Source organism: Halobellus inordinatus (genome assembly GCF_024464655.1).
GTDB lineage: Archaea > Halobacteriota > Halobacteria > Halobacteriales > Haloferacaceae > Haloquadratum > Haloquadratum inordinatus.
Genome location: NZ_JANHAV010000002.1, coordinates 153,948 through 169,360, shown reverse-complemented (window position 1 = coordinate 169,360; position 15,413 = coordinate 153,948). Strand labels below are relative to the sequence as shown.

16 protein-coding genes are annotated in these 15,413 nt (G+C 66.6%); 11 read left to right on the top strand and 5 right to left on the bottom strand.

What is annotated here, in order from left to right; all coding sequences use genetic code 11:
* Positions 1-35: 35 nt before the first annotated feature.
* Positions 36-2,168 (bottom strand): NAD-dependent DNA ligase LigA, encoded by a 2,133-nt coding sequence (ligA, locus tag NO347_RS05120; RefSeq protein ID WP_256288580.1) that lies wholly within the window; start codon positions 2,166-2,168, stop codon positions 36-38.
* A gap of 121 nt (positions 2,169-2,289) precedes the next feature.
* Here ligA and NO347_RS05115 point away from each other — a divergent pair, with 121 nt between their 5' ends.
* The 3 genes from NO347_RS05115 to NO347_RS05105 all read left to right on the top strand — a co-directional run bounded on the left by NO347_RS05115 (position 2,290) and on the right by NO347_RS05105 (position 5,281).
* Complete coding sequence (locus NO347_RS05115; RefSeq protein WP_256288579.1) at positions 2,290-3,627, top strand: O-acetylhomoserine aminocarboxypropyltransferase/cysteine synthase family protein; 1,338 nt, start codon at positions 2,290-2,292, stop codon at positions 3,625-3,627.
* Positions 3,624-4,829, top strand: a complete 1,206-nt coding sequence (gene metX / locus NO347_RS05110) for a homoserine O-acetyltransferase MetX (RefSeq protein WP_121568734.1) — start codon at positions 3,624-3,626, stop codon at positions 4,827-4,829. Before NO347_RS05115 ends, metX begins: the two co-directional genes overlap by 4 nt.
* Positions 4,830-4,909: 80 nt before the next feature.
* Entirely contained in the window at positions 4,910-5,281 is a 372-nt protein-coding gene (locus NO347_RS05105; RefSeq protein WP_256288578.1) for a hypothetical protein, read from the top strand.
* 28 nt (positions 5,282-5,309) lie between these two features.
* On the opposite strand, the gene NO347_RS05100 is transcribed toward NO347_RS05105, so the two are convergent.
* Positions 5,310-5,780: a carboxymuconolactone decarboxylase family protein gene (locus tag NO347_RS05100; RefSeq protein ID WP_256288577.1), complete on the bottom strand. Its 471-nt coding sequence runs from the start codon at positions 5,778-5,780 to the stop codon at positions 5,310-5,312.
* A gap of 367 nt (positions 5,781-6,147) precedes the next feature.
* Here NO347_RS05100 and NO347_RS05095 point away from each other — a divergent pair, with 367 nt between their 5' ends.
* The 5 genes from NO347_RS05095 (at position 6,148) to NO347_RS05075 (ending at position 11,208) form a co-directional block, all read left to right on the top strand.
* A complete protein-coding gene (locus NO347_RS05095) occupies positions 6,148-7,449 on the top strand; it encodes an O-acetylhomoserine aminocarboxypropyltransferase/cysteine synthase family protein (RefSeq protein WP_256288576.1) in 1,302 nt (433 codons plus the stop codon).
* A 192-nt stretch (positions 7,450-7,641) separates the two neighbouring features.
* Positions 7,642-8,799: an inorganic phosphate transporter gene (locus NO347_RS05090; protein WP_256288575.1), complete on the top strand. Its 1,158-nt coding sequence runs from the start codon at positions 7,642-7,644 to the stop codon at positions 8,797-8,799.
* A 138-nt stretch (positions 8,800-8,937) separates the two neighbouring features.
* Positions 8,938-9,327: a ferredoxin Fer gene (gene fer / locus NO347_RS05085; protein ID WP_256288574.1), complete on the top strand. Its 390-nt coding sequence runs from the start codon at positions 8,938-8,940 to the stop codon at positions 9,325-9,327.
* Between the two features lie 274 nt (positions 9,328-9,601).
* Positions 9,602-10,024, top strand: coding sequence for an ester cyclase (locus NO347_RS05080; protein WP_256288573.1), 423 nt, complete (start codon positions 9,602-9,604; stop codon positions 10,022-10,024).
* Between the two features lie 122 nt (positions 10,025-10,146).
* Positions 10,147-11,208, top strand: a complete 1,062-nt coding sequence (locus NO347_RS05075) for an A24 family peptidase (RefSeq protein WP_256288572.1) — start codon at positions 10,147-10,149, stop codon at positions 11,206-11,208.
* 12 nt (positions 11,209-11,220) lie between these two features.
* Here NO347_RS05075 and NO347_RS05070 read toward each other — a convergent pair whose 3' ends face one another.
* Positions 11,221-11,490: a HalOD1 output domain-containing protein gene (locus NO347_RS05070; protein WP_256288571.1), complete on the bottom strand. Its 270-nt coding sequence runs from the start codon at positions 11,488-11,490 to the stop codon at positions 11,221-11,223.
* Between the two features lie 134 nt (positions 11,491-11,624).
* On the opposite strand from NO347_RS05070, the gene hisI reads away from it, so the two are divergent.
* Genes hisI through NO347_RS05055 form a run of 3 tightly spaced genes read left to right on the top strand, consistent with a single transcriptional unit; the run spans position 11,625 to position 13,501 of the window.
* Entirely contained in the window at positions 11,625-11,993 is a 369-nt protein-coding gene (hisI, locus tag NO347_RS05065; protein WP_256288570.1) for a phosphoribosyl-AMP cyclohydrolase, read from the top strand.
* Positions 11,994-11,999: 6 nt separating this feature from the next.
* On the top strand, positions 12,000-13,184 hold the full coding sequence (locus tag NO347_RS05060; protein WP_256288569.1) for a DUF7118 family protein: 1,185 nt from the start codon (positions 12,000-12,002) through the stop codon (positions 13,182-13,184).
* Positions 13,184-13,501, top strand: coding sequence for a hypothetical protein (locus tag NO347_RS05055; protein ID WP_256288568.1), 318 nt, complete (start codon positions 13,184-13,186; stop codon positions 13,499-13,501). The genes NO347_RS05060 and NO347_RS05055 overlap by 1 nt, the downstream gene beginning before the upstream one ends.
* A gap of 108 nt (positions 13,502-13,609) precedes the next feature.
* On the opposite strand, the gene glmM is transcribed toward NO347_RS05055, so the two are convergent.
* Both glmM and NO347_RS05045 read right to left on the bottom strand, forming a co-directional pair.
* On the bottom strand, positions 13,610-14,971 hold the full coding sequence (gene glmM, locus NO347_RS05050) for a phosphoglucosamine mutase (protein WP_256288567.1): 1,362 nt from the start codon (positions 14,969-14,971) through the stop codon (positions 13,610-13,612).
* Between the two features lie 126 nt (positions 14,972-15,097).
* A complete protein-coding gene (locus NO347_RS05045; protein WP_256288566.1) occupies positions 15,098-15,358 on the bottom strand; it encodes a DUF8151 family protein in 261 nt (86 codons plus the stop codon).
* Between the last annotated feature and the right edge of the window lie 55 nt (positions 15,359-15,413).

Below are 15,413 nucleotides of genomic sequence, written 5' to 3'. Positions count from 1 at the left end.
ACCGCTGCTCGGTCACGCCGAGCCAGATTGGCCGGTCACTCAGTTTCCGGCGGATACTCGATCCCGTGCTCTTCGAGGAGCGCCGCGAATTCGTCTTCGCCGAGCGTCGGCACGTCGTTGTCCGCGGCGTCGTCGCGCTTCGTCTGGCCCGGGTTCTCGCCGACGACGAGGTAATCCGTATTCCCGGAGACGCTCCCGGTGGCCGTGCCGCCGTGACGCTCGACAACCTCTTGAGCGTCGGCGCGCGTCACCGAGAGCGAGCCCGTGAACACGAACGTCAGCCCGTCGAGTTCGTCGCCGCCTGTCGACTCGACGGATTCGGGCTCGACGCCCAGTTCGCGCAGTTCCGTGACGACCGCGCGGTTCTGCTCGTTCGCGAAGAAGTCGTGGATGCGCGCTGCGACGGTCGAACCGACATCGTCGACCGCTCGCAGGTCCGCCTCGGAGGCGTCCATCACGGCGTCGAGGTCGCCGAACGTCGCGGCGAGGTTTCGCGCCGTACTCTCGCCGACCTCGGGGATCCCGAGCGCGACGAGAAAGTCAGAGAGCGGCGGCGACGTCGTCGCCGCGACGGCGTCGACGAGGTTCTGCGCGCTCGTTTCGCCCCAGCCCTCCAGATCGGCGATGTCGTCGACGGAGAGCCGATAGAGGTCCGGTAGCGTCGACAGCACGCCTGTATCGACGAGCTGTTCGACGCGCTCCTCGCCGAGGCCGTCGATGTCGATCGCCTGTCGGCTCCCGTAGTGGACGATCGTCCGCACGAGCTGAGCGTCGCAGGTGAGACCGCCGGTACAGAACGCCAGCGGGCCGTCGCGCTCGACGGGGCTGTCGCAGACCGGGCACGTTTCGGGGAAGTCGTAGGTGCCCGCAGCGCGCTTCTCGATCACCTCTGCGACTTCCGGGATGACGTCGCCCGCGCGGCGGACGCGCACCTCGTCGCCGACGTCGACGCCGAGGCGTTCGATCTCCTCAGGGTTGTGGAGTGACGCGCGCGAGACGGTGACGCCGCCGACGTCGACTGGATCGAGAAGGGCAACAGGCGTGAGCCGACCGGTGCGGCCCACCTGGACGACGATGTCGGTGACGTGTGTCACCTCCGCGCGCGGCGGGAATTTGTAGGCGAAGGCCCATCGGACGGCTCGGCTCGTCGCCCCCAAGGCTTCCCGGGCCTCGCGGTCGTCGACCTTGATCACGGTGCCGTCGATCTCGTAGTTCAGGTCCTCGCGGGCGTCGAGCAGGGCGTCGCGGTAGTCGATCGCCTCGTCGATCGAGGGGACGGCCTCGACGCGGTCGTTCACGTGGAAGCCCCACTCACGGAGGGCGTCGAACGTCTCCCGCTGGCTGTCCGGAACCTCGCTCGCGTCCAACACGTCGTAGAAGAAGCAATCGAGCGGCCGATCGGCGACGACCGCGGGGTCGAGTTGCCGGAGCGTCCCGGCGGCGGCGTTCCGGGGATTCGCGAACGGGTCGTCGCCGCGCTCGACGCGCTCGCGGTTGTGCTCGCGGAACGCGTCTCGCGGCATAAACACCTCGCCGCGAACGGCGAGGAACTCCGGCACGTCGCCGCCGAGTTCGAGCGGGATCGATCGGATCGTCCGCACCTGCCGAGTGACGTCGTCGCCGCGCCGACCGTCGCCCCGCGTCGCCGCGCGGACATACTCGCCGTCCTCGTAGACGACTTCGACCGAGAGGCCGTCGAACTTGGGTTCACAGACGTAGTCGACGTCGCCGACGGCGTCGCGGACGCGGCGATCGAACTCGCGGACCTCCTCGGCCGCCGTCGACTGCTCGATCGAGAGCATCGGCGCGGCGTGCGCGACGGTTTCGAGTTCCTCCAACGGTTCGCCGCCGACGCGGCGGGTCGGACTGGTCTCGCGTTCGAGGTCGAACTCGGCCTCGAGGCTCTGCAACCGGGCGAACAACTCGTCGTACGCGCGATCGGAGATGAGTGGGTCGGCCTCGACGTAGTAGCGGTGGTCGTGCTCGCGGATCGCCTCCCGCAGCAAAGCCGCCTGCGCCTGTGCCTCCTCGCGGGTCAGTTCCTCGACCGGCGCGAAGTCCGTGTCCGGATCGCGAAGGTGCGGATTGTCCGGATCGGCGTACGCCGGCTCGAACGCCTCTCCCGCACTGTCGCCGCTGGCCTCCTCCGACGACGCCTCGTCGCTCATCGTATCGACGGATCGGACGGCCCCGAGTTAGGTGCTTCGTCGCACCGGCCCCACAACTGGGACCCGTGTCCCGTAACCGCTGGTTATAAGTTTGTGTGGGAATATGCATACTACACATAGTATGGTCGATGGGTTCCACACCCGGAGTCTACACGCCGGTCAGGAGTCGGACGAGGCGACGGGCGCTCGCGCACCGCCGCTCTATCAGACGACCTCCTACGCCTTCGAGGACGCCGACCACGCCGCCGACCTCTACGCGCTTTCGGTCGACGGCGACGTCTACTCGCGGATCTCGAATCCGACGACGCGGATCCTCGAAGAGCGACTCGCTGCCCTCGAAGGCGGTGTCGCCGCGGTCGCGACCGCTTCGGGAATGGCTGCGCTCGATTCGATCACCAGTATGCTCGCCAACGCCGGCGACAACGTCGTCGCGAGCGCGGATATGTACGGCGGGACGGCGACCTATCTGACGAAGATGGCGACGCGCCGCGGCGTCGACATCCGGGTCGTGGACACCCTCGACTACGACGCCTTCGCAGACCGGATCGACGAGGATACCGCGTTCGTCCACGTCGAGACCATCGCGAACCCCTCGCTGAAGACGCCCGACTTCGAGCGCCTCGCAGACATTGCCCACGAAGCGGCCGCGCCGCTCGTCGTCGACAACACCTTCGCGACGCCGTATCTCTGTCGGCCGCTCGAACACGGCGCGGACATCGTCTGGGAGTCGACGACGAAGTGGCTCCACGGCTCGGGGACGACCGTCGGCGGCGTCCTCGTCGACGGCGGCACCTTCCCGTGGGAACACGCCGATTACGACGAGCTTTCTGGACCCAATCCGGCGTTCGGAATCGACTTCGTCGAGCGCTACGGTGAGGCCGCGTTCGCCAACGCCACCCGCCAGCGGGCGCTCCGGACGCTCGGGAATCAGCAGTCGCCCTTCGACGCCTGGCAGACGATCCAGGGGCTGGAGACGCTCCCGCTGCGAATGCAGCGCCACTGTGAGAACGCCCGCGAGGTCGCGACCTTCCTCCGCGAACACGCGGACGTCGCGTGGGTGTCGTATCCGGGGTTCGAGGAACACCCGACCCACGAGAACGCGACCCGGTATCTGGGCTCCGAGGAGAACGGCGACAGCGAGTTCGAGTACGGCGGAATGGTCACCTTCGGCCTCGAAGGTGGCTTCGAGGCGGCCAAGCGGACCTGCGAGGAGGTCGACCTCGCGTCGTTCCTCGCGAACATCGGTGACGCGAAGACGCTCGTGATTCACCCCGCCTCGACGACGCACGCACAGTTGAGTGAGGAAGAACAGCGCGCGGCGGGGCTCAGCCCCGAGATGGTCCGCCTCTCGGTCGGCATCGAAGACGCCGCCGACGTCATCGCCGACCTGGACCGGGCGATCCGCGCCGCAACGCAAGGCGTTTCGGCCTCGGACTCCGAGGGGGAGGAAACACGATGAAAACAGACAGCGGAACCGTCGACCTCGGGCGGTTCGACTTCGCCTCCGGCGACGAGATCGAGAACCTCGAAGTCGCCTACGAGACCTACGGCGAGTTCGACGGTGACAACGCGGTGCTCGTCTGTCACGCCCTCACCGGCAGCCAGAACGTCGCCGGCTACGGCTCCGAGACCGCGGGCCAGGCTCGCGCGTGGTGGAACGACATCGTCGGCCCCGGCAAGGCGATCGACACCAACGAGTACTACGTCGTCTCGGCGAACATCCCCGGCTCGTGCTACGGCACCTCCGGCCCCGCATCGACCGATCCCGAGGGCGAGGTGTACGGCACCGACTTCCCGCCGGTCACGATCGGCGACTGGACGCGCTCGCAGCGCCTACTGCTCGACGAGCTCGGCGTCGGCCGCCTGCACGCGGTCGTCGGCGGGAGCGTCGGCGGGATGAACGCCCTCGACTGGGCGAAGCGCTACCCCGACGACGCCCGGTACGTCGTTTCCGTCGCCGCAGCGGCACGCCTCGACGCGCAGTGTCTCGCGCTCGACGCCATCGCGCGCCGGGCGATCACGACCGATCCGCACTGGAACGGCGGCGACTACTACGGAAACGACGAACAGCCGACCGACGGCCTCGCGCTCGCCCGCCAGATCGGCCACGTGATGTACCTCTCGAAGTCGTCGATGGAGCAGAAGTTCGGGCGGCGCGCCGCCGGCCGCGACGCGCGCCGGGACTCCTTCCCCGCCGACCCCGCCGCGGCGTTCTTCCCCTACCGCGACGTGGAGTCCTACCTCGACTACCAGGCCGAGAAGTTCGTCGACCGCTTCGACGCCAACTCCTATCTGTATCTCACGCGGGCGATGGACGACTACGACCTCTCGGAGGGCTACGAGAACGACTCGCGCGCGCTTGCCGCCTTCGAGGGCGAGGCGCTGTTGCTCTCGTTCACGGGCGATTGGCACTTCACCACCGAGCAATCGGAGACCGTCGCCGAGGCGTTCCGCGAGACGGGCGTGCCGGTGTCGCACCACGTCATCGACTCCGACCACGGCCACGACGCGTTCCTCGTCGAACCCGAGAAGGTCGGGCCACCGCTCCGCGATTTCCTCGCGGAGGGCGTCAACGGGCGCTCCGTCCACGACACCGTCGAAGCCGAACCCAACACCGGCGGCGACTTCGCGCCCGTTCACGCGTCGCTGTTCAGTCGGTGAGTCCGCGCCGCCCCAGCGGGCCGACCGGACGGTCCCGCTGAACCCGAACGCACTTTTCGCTGCGCGCTGTGTCCGACGGTATGTCTCCGGCAGATCTCCTCGCACGCCTCGCTGGCCTCTCCGTCGCCGTTGTCGGCGGCGTCCTCGTCCTGGGCGGCTTCTTCGTGCCGACCGCGGGCGCGCCCGGCATCGCGCTGCTCGCTCGCGGCGCGGTCCTGAACGTCGTCGTCGCCGGGGGAGTCGCCGGCGTCGCCTTCGTCCTCGCCGGACTCGCTGTGCTCGTCGATCGCGGCCGTGCGCTCGCGGTCAGCGTCGGCGGAGTCGTCCTCGTCGCTGCCGTCGCCCTACTCGCCGTCGGGACGAATTCGACACAGAGCGTGCTCGGCGTCGGGCTCGTGGCGCTGGTACTTCTGCTCGTGGGGTCGTCGGTCGGAAGTGGTGCAGCGGCGTGAGGCCATCCGGAGCAGGTGCCCCTGCGATTCAGACCGGACAGCGCTCTCGCAGGCGCTCGACCGCTCGCTGTGCGCTCTCGGCCCCGCGGCGGAGACAGCGACGAGCGCGACGCGTCCGTCGTCGGATGCCGAATTTGAGCGCGTCGTAGGAGTTTCCGAGCAGATTGCCGAAGTAGATCGCGCGAACGAACGCCAGCACGTCGGCGGCCGTCTCGGGTCCGTAGGTTTCGCGTAGCTCGGCGACTGCGTCCGGATTCGGATCCTCGTCGGCCTCGGCGTACGCCTGTGCGAACAGGAGCGCGGTCCGTTCCTCGTCGTCGACAGCCCCGTCGACGTCGTTTTCGAGGATTCGGTCGATGGTCGCTTGATCGACGCCCGTCTCCTGAGCGAGGTCGGTGTGGTAGCGAGTGCAGTACTGGCACTCGTTGACGGCAGTGACCGCGAGCATAATCTTCTCTGCGAACTGGTCGCTGACTCTGTCTGCTCGTTTTGCGCGCACCAGATCCGGAAGGTTGTGCACGGATTTTGCAGTACCAGTCAGGAGAGAACGCGGCGTGAATCGCTTTTTCGTGAATCTTCCCGGCGTATCTTCGGTCTCGTCTGTCATCTCTAACCTCATATTCTGCACCGTTACAATACCGTTTCGATGACCGTAGACGTCCATAGGATGACGGGGCGGATCACGGAGGTGGCGCTATTCCGTAACTTGGCCAGCGACAGGTCGCCATCCAGAATGGTTCATATTCCACAATTGTCAGTCGGTTAGCTGACGAAATAAATCCGCGCGACAGAAGCGCTCGTCGCAGATACCGGCGGAAATTGCACGCGCCACGTCCGTTAGGCCCCCGCTCCGAGAAGGGTGCGCTATGGCTGACGACGACGACACACCACTCGGATTCGGGACGCGGAGCCTCCACGCGGGACAGGAACCCGACCCGACGACTGGCTCACGCGCACCGCCGATCTATCAGACGAGTTCCTACGTCTTCGAGGACGCCGAAGACGCTGCCGGCCAGTTCGCCTTAGAGAAGGAGGGCTTCATTTACAGCCGGCTGATGAACCCGACGGTCGGAATGTTGCAGGAGCGCCTCGCCTCGCTCGAAGGCGGCGTCGGTGCGGCAGCGACGGCGTCCGGGATGGCCGCACTCGACCTCGCGACCTTCCTGCTCGCCAGCGCCGGCGACAACATCGTCACGGCGGCGTCGCTGTACGGCGGCACCTACACCTACTTCACGCATACCGTCGAGCGACGCGGGATCACGACGAAGTTCGTCGACACGCTCGATTACGAGGCGTACGAGGAGGCAATCGACGAGGACACGGCGTACGTCCACTTAGAGACGATCGGCAACCCCGCGCTCGTCACGCCCGACATCGAACGCATCGCCGACATCGCTCACGAGCACGACGTGCCGCTGTTCGTCGACAACACCTTCGCGACGCCGTATCTCTGCCGCCCGATCGAACACGGCGCAGACCTCGTGTGGAACTCCACGACCAAGTGGCTCACCGGCGCAGGGACGACGATCGGTGGGATTCTGGTCGACGGCGGCTCGTTCCCCTGGAGCGAGCACGCCGAGAAGTACCCCGAGATCGGCGCGTCGAACCCCGCCTACCACGGCGTCAACTTCGCCGAGCGCTTCGGCGACGCCGCGTTCACGTACGCGGCCATCGCCCGCGGCCTGCGCGATCTCGGGAACGCCCAGTCGCCGTTCGACGCGTGGAACACCCTCGAAAAACTGGAGTCGCTGCCGATGCGGATGGAGCGACACTGCGAGAACGCGATGGCCGTCGCGGAGTTCTTAGAAGGCCACGACGCTGTCTCGTGGATCAACTACCCCGGCTTGGAGAGCCACGAGACGCACGAGGAGGCCTCCGAGTACTTAGAGGGCGGCTACGGCGGGATGATCACCTTCGGCCTCGAAGCGGGCTACGAGGCCGCCCGCGACACTGTCGACAACGTCGAACTCGCTTCCCTGGTCGCGAACGTCGGCGACGCGAAGACGCTCGTGATCCACCCCGCCTCGACGACGCACCAACAACTCACCGAAGAAGAACAGAACGCCGCGGGCGTGACGCCCGATATGGTCCGCCTCTCGGTCGGCATCGAGGACGTCGACGACATCATCGCCGACCTCGAACAGGCGATCGACGCCGCGACGAACTGATAATGATTACTCTCGTCTCTTACCGATGAGCGCCACCTCGATTGCCGGCGCTCACCGGTACACAGTGAGAGTAATCATTATGAGCGTCGTGCCCGGACGCACTCGAGCGGCCTGACCGATCTTACTGCGGCGTGCCGGGCGTTCTCGGCGTCGATGGTGACGTTTTTCCGCCGGTACTGCAAACCACGCGTCGTGGTCGAAACACTCCTCGCCGTCGGTCTCTTCGTCGCTGTCTTCGTCGGTTTCAACATCGGCGGCTCCTCGACGGGCGTCGCGTTCGGCCCCGCCGTCGGGAGCGACCTCGTCTCGAAACTGGGCGCGGCGATCCTGATGACCGGCTTCGCGCTCCTCGGCGCGTGGACCGCCGGGCGCGAAGTCATCGAGACGATGGGCGGGCGCATCGTCCCCCAAAGCGAGTTCACGCTCGCCGCCAGCGTCGCCGTCCTCTTTTTCGTCGGCCTGGCGCTCCTCATCTCGAACACGTTCGGCGTCCCCGCGTCGACGTCGATGACGGCGGTCGGCGCGATCGCCGGCCTCGGCGTCGCCTCCGGAACGCTGAACGAAGCCGTGATGCTCGAGATCATTTCGTGGTGGATCGTCGCCCCGGTGATCGCCTTCTGGGTCTGTGCGGTCATCGGCCGGTACGTCTACCCCTACCTCGACGCGAAACTGAAACTCGACCGCTCTCCCGGCCCGATCGTCGTCCTCGACCGCGAGGACGGGTTTCCGCGGCCCCGACTCGGGCCGAACACGACGCCCCGAGAACTCGGCAGCGTCGGCCTCGTCGTCGTCATCGCCTGTTATATGGCCTACTCGGCGGGCGCGTCGAACGCCGCCAACGCCGTCGCCCCGCTCGTCGGCAACGGCGCGGTGTCGATCAATCAGGGCATCTTCCTCGCGGCCGGCGCGATCGGTCTCGGCGCGTTCACCATCGCACGGCGGACGCTCGACACCGTCGGCAACGACCTCACGGAACTGCCGATCCTGGCCGCGCTCGTCGTCGAGACGGTGTCGGCGTCGCTGATCGCGATGCTGTCGTATCTCGGCATTCCGGCGAGTCTCGCCGTCTCGGCGACGATGTGCATCGTCGGCCTCGGCTGGGGTCGCGCCACGCGGACGGTGACCCTCGGCGAAGCGCTCGGGGGCACCGCGCCGGAGATGTCCGTCGACGCGCTGACGACCGAAACGAGCGACGAAGTCCCGCCAGTGGGCGAAGAGTCCGCACGCGATCTCGGCGGCACCGATCTGTTCGACCCGGGGACGACCGGTCGCGTGATCTTCTTTTGGCTCCTCACGCCGAGTCTCTCGGCCGCGGCGTCGTACGCGCTCTTCGCGGCCGTCCCGCTGTAAGTCGTCGCAGTCGGCCGCGCCTCCGGCGGAGTGACCCCCACTGTCACCGCACACAGCAGTGATACGTCCCGAACAATCGCTCGTAATCGACGAATCGAACAGCAAAGTCTAATGGGGTGGCATACAAACCGCTTGCTGATGCCTACCGTAGAATACCTCAACTACGAAGTGCTGGACGACCAGGGCTGGGACATGGACGACGACGACCTCTTCGAGAAGGCCGCTGACGCGGGTCTGGACGACGAAGACTACGGCTCTCTCGAAGTCAACCAGGGCGAATACATCCTCGAAGCCGCCGAGGCGCAGGGCTACGACTGGCCCTTCTCGTGCCGCGCGGGTGCCTGCGCGAACTGCGCGTCCATCCTCAAGGAGGGCGAGATCGATATGGATATGCAGCAGATCCTCTCCGACGAGGAAGTCTCCGAAAAGAACGTCCGCCTGACCTGTATCGGCTCGCCGGCAGCCGACGAGGTCAAGATCGTCTACAACGCGAAGCACCTCGACTACCTCCAGAACCGCGTCATCTAACGAAGGCTGTACGACGAACGGTTCCTCTAACACCCGTTCTCGGTCGCACCGAGAACCGAAATCCCAACATTCGCGCTTTTTGCGCCCGCGACCTCGTCGGCAGCGCAGACGGCCAACGCCGGGGAGAACCGTCCTCGATCGCCGCTGCAGATCAATCGCCGTCCCGGATCTGATCGACCGGAAAATAGGCGGGCCTTTCTCTCGTTTACGTCGGTCATAGTTCGATACAGCACTCGCTAACAATAGTCGTGGCTCCAGCATACAGGGGACGCCGATGTCGAGTGAGGAAAACAAAGAAATCGCCCATCGGATCCTGCGAGACGTACTGGAACAGAGAAACCTCGACGCAGTCGAGGAGCTGTATGCGACGGACGCGGTGGAACACAGCCCAATGCGTGATTTCCGTGGCCACGAAGAGATCAAAGAGAGCTTCGCGGAGACGCTCGACGCGTTTTCGGACTACACGGTGACCGTCGAGGATATGATCGCGGAGGGAGATACCGTCGCTGCCAGGTTGACAGAGCGCGGCGTCCACGACGGGGAGTTGATGGGGATCGAACCGACCGGCAACGAGTTCGAGCATCAGACGATGGCTTTCCTCCGGTTGGAGGACGGAAAGGTCGCTGAATGGTGGGTGCTGCCCGACAACCTCAGCTTCCTCCAACAACTGGGCGTCGTCGAGTCGCCCGGCGAGTAAGCTTGGATGGAAGACGACGGGCCAGCGAGTGTCGTAGTTGTCACGTGTGAGCGCCGACGCGGTGTGCGAGGTAGAGCCGACGCAGACGCAAACTACAACTCCCCCGGGGTCACTTCCCCTGTATGTTCGCCAGCGTACCGGATCTGCTTCGGTTGGCCGTCCTCCCGGTCCTCGGGTGGGCGGCGTGGCGGGACGTCGAGACGCGACGGGTGCCGAGTCGGACCTGGTACCCGCTGGTCGCGCTGGGCGTCCTCTTGGTCGTGTGGGACGCCCTCGGACACGTCTCGATGGCGACGTCTGCGGACGTCTTGTTCTTCGTGCGCGTCGCGATCAGCCTCTTTCTCGTCGCACCGATCGCCTACATCTTCTGGCTGCTCGGCGGCTTCGGGGGCGCAGACGCGAAGGCGCTCATCACGATCGCGATTCTCCTCCCGACGTTTCCGACGTACTACTTCGCGGGGTTCACGCTGCCCTCGACTGTGACGACGCTCGGCGTCTTCTCGATGACTGTCCTGACGAACACGGTCGTCCTCGCGGCCGTCTATCCGCTCGCGCTCGCGGGACGGAATCTGCTCGACGGCGACGTCCGATTTCCGGTCGTCTTCCTCGGCCGGCGGATCGACGTCTCGGCGCTCTCGACGGCGCACGGCCGCCTGTTCGAGACGCCCGACGGCTTCTCGCGGAACGGCCTCGACATCGACGCACTGCGGATGTACCTCCGCTGGCGCGGCGCGAACCTCGCCGACCTCCGGGCGGACCCCGATGGGTTCCGGGACCCCGAGAGCATCGGTGCGACGTACGAGCCGACAGACGGCGCAGTCGGCGTCGAGAGCGACTCACCGGTTCCCGAGACGGGAGCGGCCGATATCGACACTGACGGCGGAACGGATGAGGGAACGGCACTCGCGAGCGATACGAACGGCAGAGCGGCCGCCGCGAGCGACACTGACGTCAGCGCCGACGATCAGTGGGGTGCGGAGGCGTTCCTCGACAGCATCGACGGGACGGCCTACGGCACGACACCGGAGAAACTCCGCGGCGGCCTAGAGATCGTCGCCGATCAGAACGACGTGTGGATCTCGCCGGGCATCCCGTTCATCGTCCCGATGTTCGTCGGGACACTGCTGGCGTTCACGTACGGCGACGTCGTGTTCGGCGTCCTCGGGGCGCTCGGCGTGCTGTGAGCGCCGGCCGAGTCACGTTTTGACGAACTGCGCACTCCCGTCCTGCTCGACGGTGATTCGGTATCCCTCGTAGCTGAACGTAATTTCCACCTGTGCTTCCGGGACCGGCGGCGTGGTGAATATGTATTCGAGAACGTGATCGAGGTGCTCGTACGTCGTCGTCAGTTGTTCGTGGCTCTTTCCTTCGAGTTCGGCGACGACCTCTGCAATCTGGACGACCGGCTGTTCTCGATCCGTCTCGAGAGTCCGATGGACGATTTCTCCATCTGGAGGGTCAGTCATTGCGATCAGTCTGCGGTCGTAGTTTTGGGTTTTCTGGAGTTTCACTATTTTGTCAAACTATTTTTATGACAGCGCGATTTCGGGTCCAGAACGGGGCAAAAGACCTATCGGACGGACACTCCTCGGTCGAGGTAATGACCGACGACGTCGAGGTGGACTTCGGCGATGACGGACTCGTCCCCGCCGTCGCACAGGACGCCGACTCCGGCGAGGTGTTGATGCTGGCGTACGTCTCACCGGCGGCGCTCGAACGAACGCGCGAGACGGGGCGCGCACACTACTACTCCCGCAGTCGCGACGAACTCTGGGAGAAGGGCGCGACGAGCGGCCACACCCAGGAGGTTCAGGAGATTCGCGTCGACTGCGACGCCGACACGCTTCTGTATCTCGTCGACCAGACGGGCGGTGCGTGCCACACCGGCCACCGCTCGTGTTTCTACCGGACGATCGACGGCGAGAACGTCGGCGAGCAAGTGTTCGATCCCGACGCGGTGTACGAGTAAGGACCGATGTCCGGACCGGAATCGACGGCTGACGACGCCGACGTGGATGCGCTGCTCGCCGAAGTCGACGCGCGGATCGAGGACCTGCAGGCGGCGCGCGAGCGGCGCGAGAAGGTGGAATCGCGGATCGAGGACGTGGGCGAGGAGTCCGTCGTCGCCGCTGCGGACGCCTACCGGAAGTCGATCCGACTGTTCGAGAACTACGAGGACTCCGCCACCGGGACGGGGGATTTCCAGGCGTACGTCGAGTTCCAGGATCGCTTTCTCGGCCTCGTCGAAGACCTCCCGGAGTCGGTCCCGGCGCACGACGGCTTCGAGGCCGCCGCCGAGCGGATGGACCGACGGCGACTCAGCGAGGACCACTTCGACGCGGCGCGCGAGGACCTCGAACCCGCCGCGGAGTACGTCGACCTCCTCGACCGGCGCGAAGAGACGAAAGAGACGCTCTCGGAGGCACGCCGGGACGCGAAGCTCTGTCTCCGCGACCTCGACGAGGAGATCGAATCGCGTGCGGAGACGCTCGCCTTCGCCGACGCCGACCTCGGCGCGCCGGTCGAGAAACTCCGAGACCCGATCGAGGCGTACAACGACGCCGTCAGCGCCGAGTTCCAGTCGTTCTACGAGTCGGCGTCGGCGACCGCCGTGATCGAGTTCCTCGAACGGGCGGAGTCGTTCCCGCTCGTCGCGTTCCGGTCGCCGCCGCGCGACCTCCGCGAGTTCGTTCGGGAGAGTCCCGACGCCGACGAACCGATTCCGACGCTCTTGGAGTATGCCGATTACTCCGGGTCGAAACTGGATCACTACGCCGAGGACCCCGCAACGCTCCAGACGAGCGTCGCCGTCCACCGAACGTACCTCGAACGGCTCTCGGCCGAGCCGTTGACCGTCTCGCTCCCGCCGCCGTCGGCGGGGACGCTCCGCCGCTTCGCCGGCGAAGCGATCTCGCTACTCGGACGGTTCGCCTCCGAGGAGACTGTCGCACGGCTTCGAGAGGTGCGGGATCTGACCCGTCGCGACGACTACGCGGATCTCAGGCTCGCCGCTCGCGCGCACGAAGAACTCGACGCCGACGAACGCGAGCGCGTTCAGTCCGGCGTCGCAGCAGCCGAACTGGAACGCCTCCGCGACGCCCGCGAGCGCCTGTCGGCGGCGCTGGAGGACGCGAACGAGACCGGCAGGCAACAGGGCTGATGGTCGCCGTCTCGGCGGTGGCGTTCGCAGCCGGGGCACTCAGCCTCTACTACGGGGCGCGGTCGCTGCGGACGAAGCGCGCGCTCGAACGACTCGACGCCGACGGCGACGAGCGACTCGACGCGGGGACCGAGACGGGGCTCGCACACCCGACAGATTGGCTCGAACCACCCGGCGAGCGGTCCTCGTCGGACGACTCGACTCCGACGACGACCGAGTCGGCGACGAACCGCCGCGACGACGTCTCCGTCGAGCGCGGCTTCGTCCTCCTGGTGCTCGGCGTGGTCTGTCTGCTATTCGGGTTTTTCGCGCTGTGAACGGCGGCGTCCTCACGTCAGGACAACTGAGAACTCTGGACGACTGGGAGCTGTGGACAACTGGGGACTCTGAACGCCCGAACACGCTGGACGACGCAGGCGACAGCCTCACTCCTCAAGCGCGGCGCGGAGTGCGTCGGCCGCCTCCTCGGCGAGAATACGAGCACGTGACTCCGAGCGCGCCTCGGCGTAGACGCGCACTTTCGGTTCGGTGCCGGAGGGACGGACCAGCACCCAGGCGTCACCGTAATCGAGGCGGTACCCGTCGATCGTGTTCGGGTCGGCGTCCGCGGACTCGGCGAACTCGCGGGCCGCGCCGAGCATCGCGTCGAGTTCCGCGTCCGTGTCGTATTCGAGGTTGATGCGGACGTTCTCGTAGTCGGTGTAGGGGGCGATGATCTCGGTCACGGGGCGCTCGGCGACGAGTTCGAGGAACTTCGCGCCGACGTATGCGCCGTCGCGGACGAGTCGGTATTCGGGGAAGAAGATCCCGCCGTTGCCCTCGCCGGCGATCGGGACGTGCGCATCCATCGTGCGGAGTTCCCGAATCCGGGTGATGATGTTCGTCGAGCCGATCGGGGTCAGTTCGAGCGCGGCGCCGACCTCCTCACAGACGTCGACGAGCCGCTGCGAGACGTTGACGGCAGCGACAGTCGTGTCGCCTGCCTCCAGTTCGGCGGCGGCCAGCGCGGCGAGCGACGCTTCGCCCGCGACAAACGCGCCGGTCTCGTCGACGAAGACGGCTCGATCGGCGTCGCCGTCGTGGGCGATGCCGACGTCCGCGTCGGCCGCCTTCACGAGCGATTTGAGGTCGGCGAGGTTCGGTTCGACTGGCTCGGACTCGCGGCCGGGGAAGTGCCCGTCGGGGTTGGCGTTAACGGTGACGACCTCACAGCCGAGTTCGCGGTAGAACTCGGGGCTCGTGAGCGCGCCCGCGCCGTGGCCCGGGTCGAGCGCGACGGTGAGGTCGGCGTCGGCGATCGTCTCGCGGTCGACCGACGCGAGGAGCTCCTCGACGTACTCGCGGTTGACTGCGTCGATCGTTCGTGAGGCGCCGACCTCGTCCCAGGCGGCGGTCCCGAAGTCCTCACTGAGAACGTGCTCTTCGATCCGTTCGAGGTCGGCAACGCTGAGTTCGACGCCGTCGGCGCCGACGAGTTTGACGCCGTTGTACTCCGGCGGGTTGTGCGAGGCCGTGATGATGATCCCCGGACGCTCGTACTCGCCGGCGTAGCGGACGGCGCTCGGCGTCGGGGTCGTCCCGAGCCGGTCGACGTCGACGCCGACGCTCTCTAAGCCGCTCACGGCCGCATTCGCGAGCATCTCGCCGGTGGTTCGGGTGTCGCGTGCGACGACGGCGCGGTCCGTCTCCCACACTGTCCCCGCCGCCTTCGCGACGCGGAGGACGAACTCGGGCGTCAGGCCGTCGCCGACGACGCCGCGAGTGCCGCTCGAACCGAACAGTTTCATTACGTCGTCTTCCTCATCGCGCCGTAAAAGCGGTTGCGAAGGAATCGCCGGTCAGAGAGCGCCGATCGCCTGCCGTGAGCCGGACGAGCAATCGCGCGCCGGCACCGGCTCGATTGGTTCAACGCGTCACTCGGCAGCGCCGCCGAGAGCGCGCTTGAACTCGGTCATCGTCGGCAGGGCCTTGTCGACGGCGACGTAGTACGCGAAATACAGCGCGACGGCGCCGATGATCGCGGCCCACAGGCCGAGCGTTAGCTCGCCGCCCTGGGCGCTCGTGAGCGCGAAGCGTTCGAGAGACGCCCCGACGAGCGAGAGGCCGACGGAGCCCAGACTGAAAAACAGGACCTCAAGCAGTTCGGGAACGAGTTCGAGGGGTGCGGTAGTCATACCGTCCTATCGAGGAGTCACTGGTGTGACTCTTTTGGTTCGCAAGAGGAACGTA